The sequence below is a fragment of the Burkholderia alba genome, from assembly GCF_034721475.1.
GTDB classification, from domain to species: Bacteria; Pseudomonadota; Gammaproteobacteria; order Burkholderiales; family Burkholderiaceae; genus Burkholderia; species Burkholderia alba.
Genome location: NZ_JAWJWL010000005.1, coordinates 109,595 through 131,219, shown reverse-complemented (window position 1 = coordinate 131,219; position 21,625 = coordinate 109,595). Strand labels below are relative to the sequence as shown.

Here is a 21,625-nt window from a genome sequence, read left to right as displayed (position 1 = left end):
GCGAGGTGGCGAGGTCGAGGCGGTGACGTGCCGGTGCGCGGAAGGCGGAGTGTGACCGACGCGACGCAGGGCCGATGCGCGCACGACGCGCGGCGCGTCGTCGGTCGCGAGGCCAGTCTCTCGTTGTCCTCCGGCGGGCCGTTCGGACGCCGACCGGCCGCATCAGGCTGCGGCCACGCACTCAGCGCCGCCGCGCGACTTCCCACAAAATACAAAAGGCGCCACGGACTGGGTCCGTAGCGCCTTTCTTACACAGCGAGGCGGTGCCGGCGCACCGCCCGTCAACCGGCTCAGGCCGCCGCTGCCGGCTTGGCCGCCTTTTGCAGCTTGCCCTTGCCCGCGCGCTGGATCTCGTCGAGCTTGATCTCGACGTGGCGCGAGAACACGTACTCGGCGGGACGCTGGTTGTCGATCGGGATATCCGGCGCGAACTGGCCGGTGGTCTTGATCCCGCCCAGGCTGACGCGCAGCGCCTTCAGCGGATGCGCGACGGTGTCCATCACGGCGGTGGCCTCGAAGCCGCAGTGGACCATGCAGTCCGCGCACTTCTCGTAGTTGCCGACGCCGTAGTTGTCCCAGTTGGTGTCTTCCATCAGTTCCTTGAAGGTCTTCACATAACCTTCGCCGACCAGGTAGCACGGCTTCTGCCAGCCGAACACCGTGCGCGCGGGGTTGCCCCACGGCGTGCACTTGTAGGTCTGGTTGCCGGCCAGGAAGTCGAGGAACAGCGACGACTGGCTGAACGACCAGCGCTTGCCGCCTTCGCCGCGCTTCAGGATTTCGCGGAACAGGTTCTTGGTCTTGTCGCGGTTCAGGAAGTGCTGCTGATCCGGCGCGCGCTCATACGCGTAGCCCGGCGACACGGTGATGCCGTCGACGCCGATCGGCTTGAGCGTGTCGAAGAACTTCGCGACGCGCTCGGGCACAGCATCGTTGAACAGCGTGCAGTTGATGTTGACGCGGAAGCCGCGGCGCTTCGCTTCCTTGATGGCCGCGACGGCCTTGTCGTACACGCCTTCCTGCGATACCGAGTGATCGTGCGCCTGCTGGTCGCCGTCCAGGTGGACCGACCAGACGAAGTACGGGCTCGGCGCGTAGTCGTCCATCTTCTTTTCCATCAGCAGCGCGTTCGTGCACAGGTACACGAACTTCTTGCGCTTCATGATGCCCTTCACGATCTCCGGCATTTCCTTATGCAGGAGCGGTTCGCCGCCCGCGATCGAGACGACGGGCGCGCCGCATTCGTCGACCGCCTGCAGGCATTCCTCGACGGACAGGCGCTGGTTCAGGATGGGGTCCGGATAATCGATCTTGCCGCAGCCGTTGCAGGCGAGGTTGCAGCGGAACAGCGGCTCGAGCATCAGCGCGAGCGGGTAGCGTTTATTGCCGGACAGGTGTTGGCGCATGATGTATGCGCCGACGCGGGCTTGCTGGAGCAGCGGAATAGACAAGAGATGTCCTCCTTAAACTTCGCGGGCGACAGCTTGCAACAGCTTCGCCGGCAACTTGAATTCGACTTTTTCTTCCCGGCCCGCCATCGTGATGACGTCGACGGGGCCCAGCGCGCGGAGCGCGCCGATGACATCCTCAACCATTTCTTCCGGCGCCGACGCGCCGGCCGTCAGGCCGACCGTCGTCGCGTTCGCGAACCATTCCGCGCGGATCTCGGAGCCGTCGGCGACGAGATAGCTCGGGACGCCGCTTTCGGTGCCGATCTCGCGCAGCCGGTTCGAGTTGGAACTGTTCGTCGCGCCGACCACCAGCAGAACATCCACCTGCTCGCTCAGCTCGCGCACCGCCGCCTGGCGGTTTTGCGTCGCGTAGCAGATGTCGCGCGTGTCCGGACCGATGATGTCGGTGAACTTGCGCATCAGCGCTTCGATGATGCCACGCGTGTCGTCGACCGACAGCGTGGTCTGCGTCACGTACGCGACGGGGGTGTCGACGGGCAACGTCAGCCCCTCGACCTCGGTCTCGCTCTGGACGAGGATCACCTCGCCCGGAATCTGGCCGATCGTGCCTTCGACCTCCGGATGGCCCGCGTGGCCGATCAGGATCAGCCGGCGGCCCGCGGCCACGTATTGACGCCCCTGCACGTGCACTTTCGTGACGAGCGGGCACGTGGCGTCGAGGACGTCGAGGCCACGTGCCTCGGCATCCCGCTCGACCGTCTGCGCGACGCCGTGCGCGCTGAAAATCGCGACGGCGCCGTGCGGCACTTCGTCGAGCTCCTCGACGAATCGTGCCCCTTTATTTCTCAGGTTTTCGACCACGTGCCGGTTGTGGACAATTTCATGCCGCACATAAACCGGCGCGCCGTGCTGCTGTAACGCCCGATCGACGATCTCGATCGCACGGACAACCCCCGCACAAAAGCCACGGGGCTGGGCAAGGATGACTCGCATATTTGGGCGAACTCCGACGACTGACGCGGGGTTCGAGAGAGCCGCAAAGGCCGGCCCGATCGCCCCAACTTAGATGTTATGAATGCGGGAACTGACCCGGCACCCCGAATTAATCGCGCATTTTAACCCTATCGGCTTCCTCGTGCTTTACCGTTCCTGACGATGTTGCAATTGGCGCAATCCCCGGCTCCGGCGCCGACCGGCGGGGAACCCAGTAAACTAGGCGGTTTTGCAACCGTTCGCGCGGCCGTCCGGCGCCGCGCGCATCCGAAGGCGGGGTTGATGGAAGTCGATCGTTTCGAGAAGGTCCCGGCCGCGCCGGCGGCCATGGAGGGCGGCGTATGACGCTGGTTGTCGTGTTTTTGCTGTCTTGTCTGTCCCTGATTATCTGGCTGGTGCTGCTGTTCGCCCGCGGCGGCTTCTGGCGCGCCCGCCCGGCGGGGCGCCTGTCGCCCGACGCGCGCGGCGCGGCGGTGCGGGAAGGCTGGCCCGCCGTGGTGGCGGTGGTGCCGGCCCGCAACGAGGCCGACGTGATCGCGGAAGCGGTCACATCGCTGCTCGAGCAGGGCTATCCCGGCGCGTTCCACCTGATCGTGGTCGACGACCACAGCACCGACGGCACGGCCGATGCGGCCCGCGCGGCGGCGCTCGCGCTGGGCCGCGCCGAGCGCCTGACGGTGCTGGCCGCGCAGCCGCTGCCGGCCGGCTGGTCGGGCAAGGTCTGGGCGCAATCGCAGGGGATCGCCGCCGTGCGCACGCACGGGCTGCCCGCCGACTACCTGCTGTTGACCGACGCCGATATCGGCCATCCGCCGGACGCCGTCACGCAGCTCGTGACGCGGGCGCAGGCCGAGCAGCGCGATCTGGTGTCGCTGATGGTGCGGCTGCGCTGCGATTCGTTCTGGGAGAAGGCGCTGATCCCGGCGTTCGTGTTCTTCTTCGCGAAGCTGTACCCGTTCTCGTGGGTCAACAATCCGCGCCGCCGCACGGCGGGCGCGGCGGGCGGCTGCATGCTGGTCCGCCGCGCGGCGCTCGAGGAGGCGGGCGGGATCGAATCGATTCGCGGCGCGCTGATCGACGACTGCAGCCTCGCCGCGCAGATCAAGCACCGCGGCGAAGGCCGCCATCCGATCCGCCTCGATCTCGCGGAACGCAGCGTGTCGCTGCGGCCCTACGACAGCTGGCGAGACATCTGGAACATGATCGCGCGCACCGCTTTCACGCAGCTGCACTATTCGCCGCTGCTGCTGGCCGGTACGCTGTTCGGGATGGCGATCATCTACCTGCTGCCGCCCGTCGCCGCGCTCGTCTACGGCGCGCGCGCGTGGCCGGCATGGCTCGCGTGGGCGTCGATGTGCACCGCCTATGCGCCGATGCTGAGCTATTACCGCCGTTCGCCGCTGTGGGCGCTGGCGCTGCCGCTCGTCGCGCTGTTCTACGTGGGCGCGACGTTCGCGTCGGCCGTGCGCTACTGGCGGGGCAAGGGCGGGCAATGGAAGGCGCGCGTGCAGGCGCCGGTGCAGGACCGCTGAACCCGGGCCGACGCGGCGCGACGCCGCATCGCGAGGGCGGCGCGCGCTGCGCCGCCCGGCCCGCTCACTTCTGGGTGAGCATCATGTAGAGCTGGATCGCGGCGTCGGGCGAGAGCGTGAACGGCACCCAGCCGTAGCCCGTATGCCGCGCGATCAGCAGGCGGTCGCCGTTCGGCTGCTTCTGGACCACCATCATCGGATTCCGCGTCGATACGAAACGCCAGCCCGGCGGCACGCCGGTCGGCTGTTCGATCGTCATCGACGCGCGGGCGTGCGACAACTCCTCGATCAACTGGCTCAGCTGGACAGGGTGCAGCGACACCGTCCGTCCGTCGATCGTCACCGTGATTTCGTCCTGCGACGGGCGCGCGACCTGCAGCGTCGGCCGGGCATCGGCGGCTTGTTCGCCGGCCGGCGGCTCGGCGGGCTGCCGCGCGGCGGCGTGATGCGCGGCGTCGAGATCGGCGGCGGCCTGTCGAGCGAGCGATTCGGCCGCGGCCTTGTCGGCCGCAGCCTGGGAGGCGGCGGCTTCGGCGGCTGCGCGGTCGGCGGCGGCCTGGGCCGCGAGCGCTTGAGCGGCGGCCTTGTCGGCCGCGGCTTGTGCGGCGAGCATGTCGGCGGCTGCGCGGTCGGCCGCGGCCAGGTGCGCTTGGGTGTCCGTCGCGGCGTGGCGCTCGCCGGCTGTCTGCGCGGCAAGCACTTCGGCGGCCGAGCGATCGGCCGCGGCCTGCGCGGCGGCGGCTTCGGCGGCGGTACGGTCGCGAGCGGCCTGCGTGGCGAGCGCCTGCGCGGCGGCCTTGTCGGTCACCGCTTGCGCGGCGGCGGCCTCGGCCGCGGCCTGGACCGCGCCGGCCTGCTCGGCGAGCGCTTCGGCGGCGGCTTTGTCGGCCGCGGCCCGGGTTGCGGCGGCTTCGGCCGCCGCGCGGTCGTGCGCGGCCCGATCGGCCCGGTCGGCGGCCGGCGCCGGGCGGGCGTCTGCGTCGGTGGACTGCGCGGCGCGGGCGATCGTCCGCGCCGTATGGATGAGCTGATCGATGCCGCCATCGAGCGCATCGATCTGATCGTTCAGGTTCATGCGGAATATCTCTACGTAAGACCCGGGATTTTACCCGCTGCGGATCGGCAGGTCCGGGAGCGGCGTGTAACAAAGTGCTCGGCGCGCCCGCCGCACGGGCGTGCGGAGCGTGCCGGCGGGCCGCGTCAGGCGTTCAGGTAGCCTGCGCCGCGGAACCACGCAAGCGCGTCCTCGAGCCCTTCGCGGTAGGGGCGCGCACGGTAGCCCAGCTCGCGCTCCGCCTTCGCCGACGTGAAGTACATCTTGTTCTTCGACATCTTGAGACCGTCGACCGTGATGAACGGTTCGCGCTTCGTCACCTTCGCGGCCATTTCCGCGCCGAGCGCGAGCGGATACAGCGGCCAGCGCGGCAGCGCGAGCGTCGGCGGCTTGCGCTCGGTCAGTCGCGCGATGTCGGCGAGCATGGCCTGCAGCGGCAGGTTCTCGCCGCCGAGGATGTAGCGCTCGCCGATCCGGCCGTGGTCGAGCGCGAGGAAGTGGCCGTTCGCGACATCGTCGACGTGCACCAGGTTCAGGCCGGTGTCGACGAACGCGGGAATCTTGCCGGTCGCCGCCTCGACGATGATGCGGCCGGTCGGCGTGGGCTTCACGTCGCGCGGGCCGATCGGCGTCGACGGGTTGACGATCACGGCGGGCAGGCCGTCCTCGGCGATCATCTTCTCGACCGCGCGCTCCGCGAGCACCTTGCTGCGCTTGTAGACGCCGATCGCCTGGTTGGCCGCGAGCGGCGAGGTTTCGTCGGCGGAGCGGCCGGAATCGGTGACCTTCAGCGTCGCGACGCTGCTGGTGTAGACGATCCGCTCGACGCCTTCGGCGAGCGCCGCGCGCATCGTCGCGACCGCGCCCTCGAGGTTCGCGCGCTCGATCTCGAGCGGGTCGGGCGCCCACAGCCGGTAGTCGGCCGCCACGTGCAGCAGATAGCGCACGCCGCGCAGTGCCTGGCGCATCGACGCCTCGTCGCGCATGTCGCCCGTGACGATCTCGGCATCGAGGCCCGCGACGTTGGTGCGGGGGCTCGTCGCGCGCACCAGCACGCGCACCGCATAGCCTTTTTCCTGCGCGATGCGCGCGACGGCGGAGCCGACGAAACCGGATGCGCCGGTGACCAGAACGAGATCGCGGGGTGTATCAGTCATGCCTGTCCTCTTGGCCGCGCGGCGGTTCGCGGCGCGGCGGGTTGTGCGTCGTGCGAGATTGTACGTGTTTGTCCGGAGGCGGCCGCCTCACGCCGTTCGCGCGGCGCGACTACAATGCCGGGCTTGGACGATATCGGGACAGGGGATGGCGATGAGCGGCAACGATCTGGATGAACGGATCGAGACGTATTACGTCAAGGTGCGCGGCACGGTGCAGGGCGTCGGCTTCCGGCATGCGACGGTGCGCGAGGCGCATGCGCTGCGGCTGCGCGGCTGGGTCGCCAATCTCGAGGACGGCACGGTCGAGGCGATGATCCAGGGCCCGGGGCCGCAGGTCGACCGGATGCTCGCCTGGCTGCGGCATGGGCCGCCGGCGGCGCGCGTGACCGAAGTCACGTTCGAGGAGCGGGCGACCGACAAGCGTTTCGAGCGCTTCCAGCAGCACTGAACATGGCGACCGATCGCGGCGGCGCGGGGCGCGGCATCGCGCTGTCGGTGAGCGCGTCTGCGCTGTTCGCGCTGATGTCCGCGTATGCGAAGCTGCTCGCGCCGCTCACGGGCCTCGACATCTTCGCGTGGCGGGTGGTCTGGACGGTGCCGTGCGCGCTCGCGCTCGTCGCGCTGCGCGGCGGCTGGCCCGAACTGGCCGCGCTCGGCCGGCGGGCCTGCGCGGACCGGCGGCTCGCGCTGGCGCTGACGGTCAGCGCGGCGCTGCTCGGTGTGCAGCTGTGGCTTTTCCTGTGGGCGCCGCTGCACGGCCGGATGCTCGACGTGTCGCTCGGCTATTTCCTGCTGCCGCTGACCATGGTGCTGGTCGGGCGTTTCCATTACCGCGAACACCTGAGCGGGCTGCAATGGCTCGCGGTCGCGTGCGCGGCCGCCGGCGTCGCGCATGAAGTGTGGGCGACCCGCGCGTTCGCGTGGCCGACGCTCGTCGTCGCGCTCGGCTATCCCCCTTACTTCATGCTGCGCCGCCGGATCCATGCCGATTCGCTCGCGGTGTTCGCGATCGAGATGCTGCTGCTGTTGCCGGTAGCCGCGGCGACGCTCGCGGCGAGCGCGACGCCCATCGCAGCGCGGCCGGCGCTCTGGCTGCTGCTGCCGGGCCTGGGCTTGCTCAGCACCCTCGCGCTCGCGAGCTACCTGAAGGCGAGCCGGCTGCTGCCGATGACGCTGTTCGGCATCCTCGGCTATGTCGAGCCGGTGCTGCTCGTGCTGGTGGCGGTGCTGTTTCTGGGAGAGGCGCTGTCGCCGGGACAGCTCGCGACCTACGGGCCGATCTGGATCGCGGTCGCGTTGACCGCGTGGCACGGCGCATGGCTGATGCGGGAGCGGCGGGCGGGCTGACGGCGCGCGCGGGCCGCATGCCCGGGCAGCGGATGAAGCGATGCGCGATACGGCAGAGGGATCCGCCGGCAAAAGCCGGCCCGCTGCGCGGAAAGGCGTGTTGCCGTCGACCGGAGAGATGCGCTGGATGAAGCGCGGGAAAAACGGGAAGCGGATGCGGCTAGTGAGGTGAGCCGATACGGGAGCGGACGGTCAGCGCGGCATCGTCGAGCCGCACTGCCTCGTCCTCGTCCGGATCGCGTTCCGCGGGCTCGGCGAGCACCGCGTCCGCTTCGGCCGCGGCAGCGGCGGCGCGTAGCGCCGTGCATCGCTGCGCATGCCGGATGTCCGACAGAATGCGCAACAGCCGCGTCGTCCGGTTCTTCATCGAAGTCTCCCTGCCAGCGCCGTCCAACCCGAAGGGGTTTCTTCAGTGTAGGTCGGACGCGCACAATTGACAGGGGAATGTGGCGCGCAGATCACGCGCCGAGGGATTTCACTGAGTCGCGGCGGCTTGCGTGTCGCGTTGCTCGTTCACGCAGCGATGATGTTCGCGCGACAGCTTGCGCATCAGCGGCAGCAGCAGCAGCGAGATCGCCATGCCGCCCGCGGCGAGCCAGCCGAGGCCCGTGAAGAGCCGGATGTAGAGCGGCAGCGACGCGGTCGCGGGCAGATCGTGCGACGGCATCTGCGCGAAGTTCGCGACCACGCTGCCCAGATATTGGGATACGCCCGTCGCGACGAAGTACGCGCCCATCATGAAGCCGCTCATGCGGGCCGGCACGTAGCGCGCGATCATCGCGAGTCCGAGGCCGCTCACGAGCAGCTCGCCGAGCGAGTAGAGGCCGTAGCCCCACACCATGAACCACGACGACACGCGCCCGTCCACCGCGAAACGGCCGCTGATCGAGAACACCAGGTAGCCGATCGCCACCGAGCCGAACCCGACCGCGTATTTCACCGCGACCGGAATGTCGTGACCGGCTTTCGCGAGGCGGTTGTAGAGCAGCACCAGCACCGGGCTCAGCAGCATGATCCAGATCGGATTGAGCGCCTGGAATTGCGCGGCGCTCCACGTGAACAGCGTCGTGCCGAACAGAATGAAGCGCGGATCGACGTTGCGCAGCGCGAACAGCGTGAGCGACGTCGACATCTGCACGTAGAAGATGAAGAACAGGATCACCTGCGCGATCAGCACCAGCGCGGCGATCAGGCCCGCGCGCTCGGAGCGGTCGGATTTCGCGATCATGTACGCGAAGATCGCGAGGATCGCGAACGCGGCCGTCCACACCGTCGCCACCGCGAGCGCCTTGTGCTCGAGCACGTACATCGTGATCAGCCCCAGCGCGACGCCGCCCGCGACGACGGCGAGCAGCCGGCGCCAGCGGACCGGCTCGGCATCGGGCGGCGAGCCGATGTGCGCGAGCGTGCGGTGCATCAGCACGAAATTCAGGATCGCGAGCAGCATGCCGCCGCAGCAGACCGCGAACGCCGCGTGCCAGCCCCAATGATCCTTGATCCACGGCGTGGCGAGCATCGACACGGTCGAGCCGATGTTGACGGCCATGTAGTAGATCGTGAACGCGCTGTCGATCCGGCTGTCGTCGCCTTCGTAGATGCGGCGCACGAGGTTCGCCGCATTGGCCTTGAAGAGCCCGTTGCCGACCACGATCACGCCGAGCGACGCATACATATAGGCCAGGTGCTCGTTCGGCACCGCCAGCATCAGGTAACCTGCGCACAGCACGACCGCGCCGGCGATCATCGTGCGACGGGTGCCGAGCACCTTGTCGCCGATCCAGCCGCCGATCGACGGCGACGCATAGACGAGCGCGGTGAAGGCGCCCCAGGTCAGGTTCGCGTGGCTGTCGGTGAAGCCGAGCTGGTTGACCATGAACAGGACGAGCAGGGCCGCCATCCCGTAATAACCGAAACGTTCCCACATTTCGATCAGGAAGACCGTCGTAAACGATCGTGTCTGCGAGACACGTGTATCCATCATGTACCTCAGGTTGAAACGGCAACGCTGTCGCGAATCGACGCGACAGGCCGTGAAGGGTGCGTCGGACGGCGCAACGGCGCAAGGCTGCCGGGGCGTCGCGAGACGGGCGCGTGAACGGGCGGGCGGAGGCCGCCGCTAGCGGTGGGGTGGGTCGGCGTTGGTACGGAAGCGCAGTGGCGCGCGCGGCGAGGCCGGCGCGGCGGTGCCGAAGCAGGGGCGCGCAACAGGCGCCGGACGAACGAGAACGATCATTTCAGTGCAACTGCCGACGGCGCCGGATAGCGGCGCGCTGGAAGCCGTCGCGCGCCGCGGTCAGCCGCGCGCTCGAGCTTGTAAAACGGGAACGGATCCCAAGATTGTTGCGATCCGCCGAACGGCCGCGATTTTCGCGGCGGGTGGTCAAATCGTCACTCAGGGTAATCCCCGAATTGATGAACGTTGTCGACAATATTCATATCAATAGGCGGTTGAAAGCTTGTCGTCATCGAGTCCCACCAAAACCCTCAAACCCACACCGTGCATGCCTGTGAAGGTTTTGAGTCTGGCAAGATAGCGGGTCGTCCCCACTATGATGCATCGGTTTGCGCGTGGATCGAACGTCAATGACGCCCCTCAAAAAGACGAAGACTAAGCCATATCTATCAAACTTAGTTATTTTCCATCAAACAATTTTTGACGATCAGATTTCGGCCTGCTATGGTTCCTTCCACTGAAAATACGCGGCCCGCAAATGCGGCAGCGGCACTTGGGGGCAAGATTCGGGCGTTGCGACAGCGATTGAAGCGCACGCTCGACGAGACCGCCACAGTCGCGGGTATTTCCAAACCGTTTTTATCGCAAGTCGAGCGCGGGCTCGCGTCGCCGTCCATCACGTCGCTGGCCGGCATCGCGCATGCGCTGGGCGTCACGGTGCAGTATTTCGTCGAGACGCCCAGCGAAGAGCGCTCGGTTTGCCGCGGGGATCAGTTACGCTTCTTCAGCTTCGCCGATTCGGCGAACCTGTTCGCGCGCCTGACCAACGTGCCGGAAGGGCGCCAGCTCGAGGCGATTCTCGTGCGGCTGCCGCCCGGGCAGAAACGCTCGGAAGTCACCACGCATGCGGGAGAGGAATTCCTGTATGTGATCGACGGGGAGGTGTCGCTGACGCTCGAGGGCAAGACCTTCACCCTGCATGCCGGCGACAGCGCGCATTACCAGTCGACGGTTCCGCACAGCTGGGTCAACACCGCGAAGATCGAGTCGGTGGTGGTCTGGGTCGGAACACCGAGGCTGTTCTAAGGATCGGGTATTCCCTCATGTTTTCGAATGAGAGGCCCGCCGAAAGGAACGTAAGGAGTACGAAAATGAGACATCAGCACCAAGGGCCACCTCTTTCTCTACAGCTGTAAGCGTTCCCAGCGCCGGGCGCCGGCATCATGCTACGCCCGCTCTCCCCCTTACCTCAGCCAACTGCACACGATGAAATTTACGCATGCCACCGCGGCCGTGCTGGCCACGCTCGCCTTCGCGGCGATCCCCTCCGCATTTGCCGTGACCGTCCCGCCGAACGTCGCGCTTGCCGCGCAACAGGACCTCACGCGACAGGTGCCCGCCGAGATCGAGTCGCTCGATCCGGCGCACATCGAATCGTGGACCGGTAACACGATCGGTCTCGACCTGTTCGAGGGGCTGGCGCGTATCGGGGCGGACGGGCAGGTGGTGCCGGGCGTGGCGCAGTCGTGGGAGCACAAGGCGCCGGACACGTGGGTCTTCAAGCTGCGCCACGACGCGAAGTGGACCAACGGCCAGCCGGTGACGGCCGCCGATTTCGTGTACGCGTGGCAGCGCGTCGTCGATCCGAAAACGGGGTCGAAGTACACGATCCTGGTCGAGTTTATCAAGAATGCGAAGGCGATCATCGCCGGCAAACAGCCGCCTTCGGCGCTCGCCGTGCGGGCGGTGGATCCGTATACGGTCGAAGTGACGACCGAAGTGCCGGTGTCGTACTTCCCCGAGCTGACGGCGATGGTGCCGCTCGCGCCGGTCAACAAGGATGCCGTGGCGAAGTTCGGCGATGCGTGGACGCGCCCCAAGAACATCGTTACCAACGGCGCGTATTCGCTGGTCGACTGGCAGCCGAACAATCGCATCCTGATCACGAAGAACGACAAGTACTGGAATGCGCGCAACGTCGTCGTCAAGAACGTGACGTACCTGCCGATCGAGAGCGACGAGACGGCGATGCGGATGTATCAGTCGGGCCAGATCGACTACACGTACTCGATCCCCGCCGGCGTGTTCAACCAGGTCAACAAGCAGTTCGGCCCGGAGCTGCGCCAGGGCCTGCAGCTCGCGGCGTACTACTACTACATGAAGAACAGCGATCCCGCGTTCAAGGACAAGCGGGTGCGCCAGGCGCTCGCGATGGTGCTGGATCGCGACATCCTGACGTCGAAGCTCACGCAGGCGGGCGAGGTGCCGATGTACGGCCTGATGCCGAACGGCATCAAGGGCGCGGCGCCGTTCAAGCCGGACTGGGCGTCGTGGCCGATGGCCAAGCGCGTCGACTATGCGAAGAACCTGCTGAAACAGGCCGGCTACAGCGACGCCAACCCGTTGACCTTCACGCTGACCTACAACACCAACGATCTGCACAAGAAGGTCGCGCTGTTCTCGGTCTCGGAGTGGCGCACCAAGCTCGGCGTGACGGCGAAGCTCGAGAACGTCGAGTTCAAGGTGCTGATGAAGCTGCGTCATGACGGCAAGGTGCAGATGGCGCGCGACGGCTGGTTCGCCGACTACAACGACGCGATGACCTTCTTCGATCTGATCCGCTGCGGCAGCGCGCAGAACACGGTCGGCTACTGCAATCCGAAGGTGGACGCGCTGGTCGACGAGGGCAACCGCAAGCTGGACGAAAAGGAACGCACCGCGCTGCTCACGCAGGCGCACGATCTGGCGATGAACGACTACCCGATGCTGCCGCTGTTCCAGTACTCGGCGGATCGTCTGGTGAAATCGTACGTGGGCGGCTACTCGCTCAAGAACTTCATCGACATGCGCGCGTCGCAAGACATGTATCTGATCAAGCACTGAGCGGAGCGCATCATGCTGGCCTACGCACTGCGGCGCACGCTCTGGGCGATTCCGACGATTCTCGCGGTCATCACCGTCTGCTATCTGCTGCTGCACTTCACGCCGGGCGGGCCGTTCGACAGCGAGAAGCAGCTGTCCGCCGCGACGCTCGCGAACCTGAACGCGAAGTACCACCTCGACGAGCCGCTGTGGAAGCAGTACCTGCTGTACCTGAACGCGCTGCTGCACGGCGATCTGGGGCCGTCGTACCGGTACGTCGACTGGTCGGTCAACGATCTCGTGCGCAAGGCGCTGCCGGTCAGCCTCGGCGTGGGCGGCGTGTCGATTCCGATCTCGATCGGGCTGGGCGTGCTGCTCGGTACGGTGGCGGCGGTGCGGCGCGACAGTTTCGTCGACCGCATCGTGATGCTGATCGGCAACTTCGGCAACGTGATCCCGCCGTTCGTGCTGGGTCCGGTGCTGGTGCTGATCTTCGCGATCCTGCTCAAGACGAGCGAAGGCAACGGCTGGCTGCCCGCCGGCGGCTGGGGCGAGGGCGGCTGGCGCTACCGCGTGCTGCCGATCCTGCTGCTGACGCTGATCAACGTATCGCTGCTGGCCCGCGTGATGCGCGGCTCGATGATCGAGACGCTGTCGAGCAACTACATCCGCACCGCCCGCGCGAAAGGCCTGCCGGGCAGCACGATCGTGATGCGCCATGCGCTCAAGCCGGCGCTGATGCCGGTGGTGTCGCTGTTCGGCTCCGTGTGCATTTCGTCGATCACGGCGGCCGTCGTCACCGAATCGGTGTTCGCGCTGCCGGGCCTCGGCCAGCTGGTCGTCAACGGCGCGATCAACCGCGACTACACGCTGGTGCTCGGCCTGGTCGTGCTCACGACCGTGTTCGCGGTGCTGTTCAATCTGCTGGTCGACCTCGCGTATGCGTGGCTCGATCCGCGCATCCGTTATTGAGGAGGCACACATGCTGCCTGCTTCCACGCCTTCCGTCGACCTGCCCGAGCCGACCGACGCGCCGCCGCGCTCGCGCACGCCGCTCGAGCTGGCCGCGCAGCGTTTCGTGCGCAACGGCGCCGCGATGCTGAGTCTCGGGATCCTGGCCGTCATCGCGATCGCGTGCGTGTTCGGGCCGATGGTGCTGCCGAACGACCCGACCGCGAGCGACTGGTCGTCCATCAGCCTGGCCCCCACGCTGGCGAACATGCACTGGTTCGGCACCGACGAACTGGGCCGCGACCTGCTGGTGCGCACGCTGGTCGGCGGGCGCGTATCGCTCGAAGTCGGCGTGCTCGGCACGCTGGTGTCGGGGCTGTTCGGCGTGGCCTGGGGCGCGGCCGCGGGCTTCGCGGGCGGCCGCACCGACTCCGTGATGATGCGCATCGTCGACATGATGTACGCGATTCCGTACCTGCTGATCGCGATCCTGATGATGACGCTGTTCGGGCGCTCGTTCATGCTCGTGGTGCTGACCATCAGCGCGTTCTCGTGGCTGGACATGGCGCGCGTGGTGCGCGGCCAGACGCTGTCGCTGCGCACCCGGGAATTCGTCGACGCGGCGCGCGCGATCGGCGTGACGCCCACGGCGATCGTGCGGCGCCACATCGTGCCGAACCTGCTGGGCGTGGTGGTGGTGTATGCGACCGTCAGCGTGCCCGGCATCATCCTGACCGAATCGGTGCTGTCGTTTCTCGGGCTGGGCGTGCAGGAACCGATGACGAGCTGGGGCGTGCTGATTCAGGACGGCGCGCAGAAGCTCGATGCGATGCCGTGGCTGCTGCTCGCGCCCGCGATCCTGCTGTGCGTGACGCTGTATTGCGTGAACTTCGTGGGCGACGGCCTGCGGGATGCGCTGGACCCGAAGGATCGCTGACATGGCACTACTCGAAGTCAACAATCTCGGCGTGCGCTTCACCCGCAGGGAAGGCGCGCCGGTCGACGCGGTTTCCGGCGTGTCGTTCAAGCTCGAGGCGGGCAAGACGCTCGGCATCGTCGGCGAATCCGGATCGGGCAAGAGTCAGACCGTGATGGCGATGCTGGGGCTGCTCGCCGGCAACGGCTCGACCACGGGCGAAGCGCGTTTTCACGGCGACAACCTGCTGGCGATGAACACGCGCGCGCTCAACGCGGTGCGCGGCAACCGGATCGGCATGATCTTCCAGGATCCGATGACGTCGCTGAATCCGTTCCTGACGATCGAACGGCAGATGACGGAAAGCCTGCAGCTGCATCAGAAGCTGTCGCGCAAGGCGGCGATCAAGCGCGCGATCGCGGCGCTCGACACGGTGCGGATCCCCGACGCCGCGCGGCGCATCCGGATGTATCCGCACGAGTTCTCGGGCGGCATGCGCCAGCGCGTGATGATCGCGATGGCGCTGCTGTCCGAGCCGGAGATCCTGATCGCCGACGAGCCGACCACCGCGCTCGACGTGACCGTGCAGGCGCAGATCATCGAGCTGCTGCGCGAACTGAACCGGGAACACGGCACGTCGATCGTGCTGATCACGCACGACATGGGCGTGGTCGCGGGTCTCGCCGACGACGTGATGGTGATGTACGCGGGCCGCACCGTCGAATATGCGAGCGCCGAGGCGATCTTCGCCGCGCCGTCGCATCCGTACACGGTGGGCCTGCTGAACGCCTTGCCGCGGCTCGACGGCCCGGACGACGCGCCGCTGATCGCGATTCCCGGCAATCCGCCGATGCCGGGCCACACCGCCCACGGCTGCGCGTTCGCGAAGCGCTGCACCTACGCGTCGGAGCACTGCCGCACGGATCGTCCCGAGCTGGCGCGCTATTCGGAAGCGGGCGCGGTGCGCGCCTGCCATCGGCCCGTTGCGGAAATCACCGGAGGTCTGCGATGAGCACGACCGATCTCGTTTCATCCTCTTCGTCCGACGTGCCGGATGCCGACGTGCTGCTGTCGGTGCGGGATCTGAAGGTGCACTTCCGGGTGCCGATGGGCGGCTATCCGTGGTCGCGCAAGGGCACGCTGCGGGCAGTCGACGGGGTGTCGTTCGACGTGCGGCGCGGGGAGACGGTCGGCCTGGTCGGCGAATCGGGCTGCGGCAAGTCGACGCTCGCGCGCGCGCTGATCGGGCTGGCGCCGGTGACGGCAGGCAGCGTGCAGTGGCGCGGCGAAACGAAGGTGAGCAGTTCGCGCCGCGATGCGCGGACGATGCGCCGCGAAATGCAGATGATCTTCCAGGATCCGCTCGCGTCGCTCGATCCGCGCATGACGATCGAGCAGGTGGTGGCGGAGCCGCTCGTCACGCATCAGCCGGGCATCGGCCGCGACGAGATTCGTCTGCGCGTGCGGACGATGCTTGAGCGGGTCGGGCTCAACGCCCATCATCTGCTGCGCTATCCGCACGAATTCTCGGGCGGACAGTGCCAGCGGATCGGCATTGCGCGGGCCTTGATCGGCGAGCCGCGCCTCGTGATCTGCGACGAGCCGGTGTCGGCGCTCGACGTATCGATCCAGGCGCAGATCGTCAATCTGCTGCGCGATCTGCAGCGGGAGCTGTCGCTCTCCTATCTCTTCGTAGCGCACGACCTGGCGGTGGTGAAGGCCATCAGCCAGCGTGTGCTCGTCATGTATCTCGGCCGCGTGATGGAGTTCGGCACGCGGCGCGACGTGTACGGCGTGCCGCAGCACCCGTATACGCGGGCGCTGCTTGCGGCGGCGCCGGTTCCGGATCCGGCGCGCGAACGCGCGCGGCGGTCGTTGCTGTTATCCGGCGAGATGCCTTCGCCGCTGAATCCGCCGTCGGGCTGCGCGTTTCGTACGCGCTGCCCCGATGCGATCGATGCCTGTTCGCACGAAACGCCGCGCCCGGAGATGCGCGGCGGATCGCCGGCGAGCGTCGCTTGCATCCGAGCGGGAGCGCGCTGAGACAACAAACATAAGGCAGGTCAACAGGGGTGTGGGCGGCGCGAAAGATCTTCGCGCCGTTTGGGAAGGCGCGTTCGCATGCCGGGACGCGTCGTGGGGTGTGGCCGGCCGCCGATCGCGGCCGGCTACCTGGTGGTCTATATAAAAAGAGAATCGTGATGAAAACAAATCAATCGATGAAGGTGGCATCGAGGGCGGTGCTGTTTGCGTGGGGGCTGCCGGCGCTCGCCGGCTTGTCCCTGACCGGAACCGCGTGGGCGGACGACCCGCCGGTTCAGGTCGCGCAGGCGGCGCCGGCGCCTGGCGCAGCCGCGCTCGCGCAGCAGGCGACCACGCCGAACGCGCTCGTCAACGCAGAAGCGAATCAGCAGGTCGTCCCCGCGGAACCGCCGTCGAAACAGTCGCAGTCGAACGGCTTCATCGCCGACAGCCATCTCGACTTGTTGTTCCGGAATTATTCGGACGCGCTCGACGCGAAGGGCGGGCCGCATCGCCACGCGTGGATCCAGGGCGTGATGGCGAACTTCGAATCGGGCTATACGGCGGGCCTGATCGGCTTCGGCGTCGACGCGTCGGTCTATGCGGCGCTGAAGCTCGACGGCGGCGCGGGCGCGGGCAACATGGTCCACGTCGCGAAGGGCGGCGGCGGATCGAACCAGCTCGCTTGGGCCTACCCCGGCATCTACGACGTGAAGGCGCGCATTTCCAACACGGTGGTCAAGTACGGTCTGCAGGCCGTCGACAATCCGTTCATGGAGCAGCACGACAACCGTGCGCTTCCGCCGACCTTCCTCGGCGCGACGATCGTCAGCAACGAATTCAAGAACGTGATGCTCGAAGGCGGGAGCTTCACGAAAACGGACGCGCGCGGCCGCACGACGCTCACCAACCTGACGACGCAGTACGGCGGCACGCGGGTCGATCGCCTGACCTATGTCGGCGGCACCTGGGACTACTCGCCGACCGGCTCGCTGTCGCTGTACGCGGATCAGGCCGACGACGTCTGGCGCCAGTACTACGCATCGGTGAAGCAGAGCTACGGCTCGCCGCAATCGATCAAGTGGACGGGCTTCGGCAACGTCTATTCGACGCACGACACGGGCGACGCGCGCCAGGGCAAGATCGACAACAACGCGTACAGCCTGTCGCTCGCCGCGCAGCACGGGCCGCACGAGCTGCTGCTCGGCTATCAGCAGATTCTCGGCGACCAGTTCTTCGACTACCTGAACGAAACGAACGGCATCTTCCTCGTCAACTCGATGGACGTCGACTACAACGCGCCGCACGAAAAGTCGCTGCAGCTGCGCTACACGTTCTACGGCAAGGACGCGGGGCTGCCGGGCTTCAAGGCGATGGTGTGGGGCGTCACGGGCTGGGGCGCGGACGGGTCGGCCGGAGCGGCGCTCGATCCGAGCCGCTCGGGGATCTACTGGAAGGACGGCGCGCCCGTGCAGGGCCGCCACCACGAGTTCGGCTTCATCCCGTCGTACACGATCCAGGGCGGCAAGTTCAAGGACACGAAGATCACGTTCATCGCGATGTGGCACTTCGGATCGACGCACTACTCGGACAGCGGCAACCAGGAATACCGGCTGGTCGTGAACGTGCCGGTCAAGGTGTTCTGAACGGCGCATGAGCGTACGGCGGCGCGCTCGCGCCGCCGCTTCGCGGGCCGATCCGTCCGGACTGCGAAAGGCGTATCGCGCCGCGCCGGTCCGCGCGCATTCCGCTTGATCGATTGGGGGCGTTGTCTGACGGGCGGGCCGTCGTCCGGCCCGATTCCCCGCCGCTTGCCGTTCAGCGGCAAGCGCTCGTCGTTCATCGCGCCGCGCGTATCAAGCCGTTCTCGGCGTCATGCCTTGCGCATGCGCCGGCTCCGGCTCCAGCACCGTGACTTCCCGTCCCGTGCCGCGCCACGCATCGAGGCCGCCGCGCAGCGCGAGCGCATCGGTGAAGCCCGCCTGGGTCAGGCGCTTCGCCATCAGCGCCGCCGTCACCTCGTTCGGGCACGAGCAGTAGACCACGAACTTCTGCGTGGCCGGATAGCGCGCGCGCAGCGCGTCCATGTTGCGTTCGTCGGGAAATTGCGCGCCGGGAATCGCATACGGATCGAGCTTGCGGTGCTCGGCCGAACGCATGTCGAAGATCACGGGCGCGGGTTCGCCTTGCAGCAGGTGATCGAGTTCGTCGACGTCGATGCGCGCGTTCGAGAGCTGCCGGATCAGCGCGCGCCGGCGCGCCCAGCGCACCGCGGTGTAGAGCGCGAGCAGCGCGATCACGACGACGAGCGCCGCGCGGCCGAGCCGGCTCGCGCCGGCGAACAGCCAGTCGATCTGCTTCGAGAACACGACGCCGACCAGCAGGCCGCAGACCGTCCACAACAGCGCCCCGAGCGCGTCGTAGCCGACGAACGTCCGATAGCGGGTGCCGAGCGCGCCGGCCATCGGCACGGAGATCAGCGACAGACCGGGAATGAAGCGCGCGACCGCGAGGACGCGCACGCCCCAGCGGCCGAAGAAACTCTCGGTTTTGCGCACGCAGCTGTCGCGCGACAGCGACAGCCGGCAGAGCGTTTTCAGCGTACGGCCGCCGAACCGCCGGCCCGCGGCATACCAGACCGTGTCGCCGATCAGCGCGGCGAGCACGGACAGCAGCAGCACCGGCCCCAGCTGCGCGCCGATCATGTCCGGATGCAGCGCCGCCATCGCGCCGAACAGCACGAGCGTCGGCATGGCGGGCACGGGCAGGCCGATCGCGGCGGCGAGTACGTTGACGAACACGATGAGCGGCCCGTAGCGGGCGACGAGGTCATGAAGCATGGCGGCAGGAATGAGGTTGGCCAATGCGCGCGATTCCGAATGCGCAGATGGGCCGATTATCGGCCTTTTTCAAGACGGGGGAGTGGGGGCAAACGACGACGGTGAGCGCGGGGATGAAGCGCGCGCTCACCGCAAGGGAAGAGGGTCAGATAGTGCTGCGGGCGAGCGTGGCGGCGCCGTGCGATTCGCCGGGCAATTCGGCGCCGTGCGAGCGGATGGCCGCGATCAATTCGGCGGGCGTGATCTCGTAGCGCACCTCGCGATGAATGCCGGGTTTGCGCTCGTCGACCTCGATCAGCAGCACGCTTTTACCGTCTTCGGTCGCTTCGAGGCGCAGCGAGCGTAGCTCGCGGCCGTCGGCCGGATCGAATTCGGTCAGCAGGGGCATGGCGCCGGAAGAACCGGAGGTGCGCATCGAACATGTCCTCGTATCGTGGTTTGGAAAATGTCGTTTTGCGAACGGCTTCGACGCAGTTTAACGCGAACTGCGCGTCTGCAATGAGAATTTCGAGATGCACTCAAACGGTGCGTTTCGGGGATAAGTCAGAGGGTTGCCGGTGCCGTTCCGGGCGTCGCCGCGTTATCCGTGAAACACACTGTTGCCGCGTCGTTCCGGAAAGAATCGGCCCGGCTGCTTCGCGATGCGAAGCAGCCGGGTCGGCGCGGCGTCAGGGCGTCAGACGAGTCCCGTCATGTAGTAGACCGCGATCACGAAGAACACCGCGAGCGTCTTGATGATCGTCACCGCGAAGATGTCGCGATACGACTCGCGGTGCGTGAGGCCCGTCACCGCGAGCAGCGTGATCACCGCGCCGTTGTGCGGCAGCGTGTCCATGCCGCCGCTCGCCATCGCGACCACCCGGTGCAGCACTTCCAGCGGGATCTGCGCGGCCTGCGCGCCCTTGATGAACAGGTCCGACATCGCCGCGAGCGCGATGCTCATGCCGCCCGATGCCGAGCCGGTGATGCCCGCGAGCGAGCTGACCGACACCGCCGCGTTGACGAGCGGATTCGGGATGCTCTTCAACGCATCGCTGACGACGAGGAAGCCCGGCAATGCGGCGATCACGCCGCCGAAGCCGTATTCGGACGCTGTGTTCATCGCGGCGAGCAGCGCGCCGCCGACGGCCGTCTTGGTGCCGGTCGCGAAGCGTTCGCTCACGCGTTTGAACGCGGTGAGCACGACCAGCAGGATGCCGAGCAGCAGCGCGGCCTCGACCGACCAGATCGCGACCACGGTCTTGATCGACGTCGTTACGGGCGCATGCACGCCCGGCAGCACCTCGGGCGGCACCGTGTACGACGTGCCGCCGTACCACACCGGGATCAGCTTGGTGAGCGCGAAGTTCGCGACGCCGACGAGCACGAGCGGCGCGATCGCGAGCAGCGGATTCGGCAGCGATGTGGTTTCGACGCGCTCGGGCTCGTTGACGAGCGACGTGCCGTAGCCTTCGCCCTTCGCCATCGCCGCGCGGCGGCGCCATTCGAGATACGACAGGCCGACGACGATGATGAACACCGAGCCGATCGTGCCGAGCCACGGCGCGGCCCATGCGGTCGTCTTGAAGAAGGTGGTCGGGATGATGTTCTGGATCTGCGGCGTGCCCGGCAGCGAGTCCATCGTGAACGAGAAGGCGCCGAGCGCGATCGCGCCGGGCATCAGACGTTTCGGGATGTTGCTCTGGCGATAGAGTTCGGCGGCGAACGGATAGACCGCGAACACGACCACGAACAGCGAGACGCCGCCGTAGGTGAGCAGCGCGCACACGGCGACGATCACCGCGTTCGCGCGCGAGCGGCCGATGTAGCGGATCGCGGCGGCGACGATCGACTCGGAGAAGCCGGACAGCTCGATGACCTTGCCGAACACGGCGCCGAGCAGGAAGACCGGGAAGTACAGTTTGACGAAGCCGACCATCTTCTCCATGAAGATGCCGGAGAACACCGGCGCGACGGCGGCCGGATCGGTCAGCAGGACCGCGCCGAGCGCGGCGATCGGCGCGAACAGGATCACGCTGTAGCCGCGATACGCGGCGAACATCAGGAACGCCAGCGCGGCGAGGACGATCACGAATGACAAGGGAAGTCTCCTGGTTCTTGGTTGTTGTGCGGACCCGCGGCGACGAGCGGCGCGGCGGACCGTGGTCCGGTCGTGCAGGTTTCGTGCCACCGGCCGTGCCGTCTCGCTGCGGGCCGGCCGGCGGCGCGGCGCCGCATCGCGCCGGGGCAGGCTGCGGACGATTCTACCGAAAACGTCTCGACCGGGAGACGAACCCGGCCCGCGGCGGCGCCGCGCGGGCCGCCGAGCGTGGTGCGGTGCGCCGTTGCGGGCCGTCTCCGAAATGAGATAATCCGTCCCGGTTTGG

19 protein-coding genes are annotated in these 21,625 nt (G+C 67.4%); 10 read left to right on the top strand and 9 right to left on the bottom strand.

The genetic code is table 11. The annotated features are described in order from the left end of the window. Positions 1-290: 290 nt before the first annotated feature. Positions 291-1,451, bottom strand: a complete 1,161-nt coding sequence (gene hpnH / locus RZR99_RS07185) for an adenosyl-hopene transferase HpnH (RefSeq protein ID WP_323119054.1) — start codon at positions 1,449-1,451, stop codon at positions 291-293. Positions 1,452-1,463: 12 nt separating this feature from the next. Then, entirely contained in the window at positions 1,464-2,405 is a 942-nt protein-coding gene (gene ispH, locus RZR99_RS07180) for a 4-hydroxy-3-methylbut-2-enyl diphosphate reductase (RefSeq protein WP_323119053.1), read from the bottom strand. A gap of 341 nt (positions 2,406-2,746) precedes the next feature. Between ispH and RZR99_RS07175 the strand changes: the two genes are divergently transcribed. Further along, positions 2,747-3,937 carry a glycosyltransferase gene (locus RZR99_RS07175; protein WP_323119052.1) on the top strand — a complete coding sequence of 397 codons (1,191 nt, stop codon included), beginning with the start codon at positions 2,747-2,749 and terminating at the stop codon, positions 3,935-3,937. A gap of 64 nt (positions 3,938-4,001) precedes the next feature. On the opposite strand, the gene RZR99_RS07170 is transcribed toward RZR99_RS07175, so the two are convergent. Next, entirely contained in the window at positions 4,002-5,012 is a 1,011-nt protein-coding gene (locus tag RZR99_RS07170) for a hypothetical protein (protein ID WP_323119051.1), read from the bottom strand. Between the two features lie 125 nt (positions 5,013-5,137). Beyond that, a complete protein-coding gene (hpnA, locus tag RZR99_RS07165; RefSeq protein ID WP_323119050.1) occupies positions 5,138-6,148 on the bottom strand; it encodes a hopanoid-associated sugar epimerase in 1,011 nt (336 codons plus the stop codon). A gap of 151 nt (positions 6,149-6,299) precedes the next feature. Here hpnA and RZR99_RS07160 point away from each other — a divergent pair, with 151 nt between their 5' ends. Continuing rightward, on the top strand, positions 6,300-6,596 hold the full coding sequence (locus RZR99_RS07160) for an acylphosphatase (protein WP_323119049.1): 297 nt from the start codon (positions 6,300-6,302) through the stop codon (positions 6,594-6,596). A 2-nt stretch (positions 6,597-6,598) separates the two neighbouring features. Beyond that, entirely contained in the window at positions 6,599-7,495 is an 897-nt protein-coding gene (gene rarD, locus RZR99_RS07155; RefSeq protein WP_323119048.1) for an EamA family transporter RarD, read from the top strand. Between the two features lie 160 nt (positions 7,496-7,655). Here the strand turns inward: rarD and RZR99_RS07150 are convergent, their stop codons facing one another. Both RZR99_RS07150 and RZR99_RS07145 read right to left on the bottom strand, forming a co-directional pair. Continuing rightward, positions 7,656-7,862, bottom strand: a complete 207-nt coding sequence (locus RZR99_RS07150; protein WP_323119047.1) for a hypothetical protein — start codon at positions 7,860-7,862, stop codon at positions 7,656-7,658. Between the two features lie 108 nt (positions 7,863-7,970). Then, positions 7,971-9,476, bottom strand: a complete 1,506-nt coding sequence (locus RZR99_RS07145; RefSeq protein ID WP_323119046.1) for a peptide MFS transporter — start codon at positions 9,474-9,476, stop codon at positions 7,971-7,973. A 696-nt stretch (positions 9,477-10,172) separates the two neighbouring features. Between RZR99_RS07145 and RZR99_RS07140 the strand changes: the two genes are divergently transcribed. From RZR99_RS07140 to RZR99_RS07110, 7 genes are all read left to right on the top strand, one after another. Further along, positions 10,173-10,754 carry a cupin domain-containing protein gene (locus RZR99_RS07140; RefSeq protein WP_323119045.1) on the top strand — a complete coding sequence of 194 codons (582 nt, stop codon included), beginning with the start codon at positions 10,173-10,175 and terminating at the stop codon, positions 10,752-10,754. A 180-nt stretch (positions 10,755-10,934) separates the two neighbouring features. After that, positions 10,935-12,551: a peptide ABC transporter substrate-binding protein gene (locus tag RZR99_RS07135; protein ID WP_323119044.1), complete on the top strand. Its 1,617-nt coding sequence runs from the start codon at positions 10,935-10,937 to the stop codon at positions 12,549-12,551. A gap of 12 nt (positions 12,552-12,563) precedes the next feature. Beyond that, complete coding sequence (locus RZR99_RS07130; RefSeq protein ID WP_323119043.1) at positions 12,564-13,502, top strand: ABC transporter permease subunit; 939 nt, start codon at positions 12,564-12,566, stop codon at positions 13,500-13,502. A gap of 10 nt (positions 13,503-13,512) precedes the next feature. Continuing rightward, the gene (locus tag RZR99_RS07125) at positions 13,513-14,418 is read left to right on the top strand and encodes an ABC transporter permease (RefSeq protein ID WP_407655413.1); all 906 of its coding nucleotides are present in this window, start codon (positions 13,513-13,515) and stop codon (positions 14,416-14,418) included. A gap of 1 nt (position 14,419) precedes the next feature. Then, positions 14,420-15,409, top strand: coding sequence for an ABC transporter ATP-binding protein (locus tag RZR99_RS07120; RefSeq protein WP_323119042.1), 990 nt, complete (start codon positions 14,420-14,422; stop codon positions 15,407-15,409). Then, positions 15,406-16,440 carry an ABC transporter ATP-binding protein gene (locus RZR99_RS07115; protein WP_323119041.1) on the top strand — a complete coding sequence of 345 codons (1,035 nt, stop codon included), beginning with the start codon at positions 15,406-15,408 and terminating at the stop codon, positions 16,438-16,440. The genes RZR99_RS07120 and RZR99_RS07115 overlap by 4 nt, the downstream gene beginning before the upstream one ends. 158 nt (positions 16,441-16,598) lie before the next feature. After that, on the top strand, positions 16,599-18,065 hold the full coding sequence (locus tag RZR99_RS07110) for an OprD family porin (RefSeq protein ID WP_323119040.1): 1,467 nt from the start codon (positions 16,599-16,601) through the stop codon (positions 18,063-18,065). Positions 18,066-18,275: 210 nt separating this feature from the next. On the opposite strand, the gene RZR99_RS07105 is transcribed toward RZR99_RS07110, so the two are convergent. The 3 genes from RZR99_RS07105 to RZR99_RS07095 all read right to left on the bottom strand — a co-directional run bounded on the left by RZR99_RS07105 (position 18,276) and on the right by RZR99_RS07095 (position 21,339). Further along, the gene (locus tag RZR99_RS07105; RefSeq protein ID WP_323119203.1) at positions 18,276-19,259 is read right to left on the bottom strand and encodes a DedA family protein/thiosulfate sulfurtransferase GlpE; all 984 of its coding nucleotides are present in this window, start codon (positions 19,257-19,259) and stop codon (positions 18,276-18,278) included. 145 nt (positions 19,260-19,404) lie between these two features. Further along, positions 19,405-19,674, bottom strand: coding sequence for a hypothetical protein (locus tag RZR99_RS07100; protein ID WP_323119039.1), 270 nt, complete (start codon positions 19,672-19,674; stop codon positions 19,405-19,407). Between the two features lie 261 nt (positions 19,675-19,935). After that, entirely contained in the window at positions 19,936-21,339 is a 1,404-nt protein-coding gene (locus RZR99_RS07095) for a GntP family permease (protein ID WP_323119038.1), read from the bottom strand. Between the last annotated feature and the right edge of the window lie 286 nt (positions 21,340-21,625).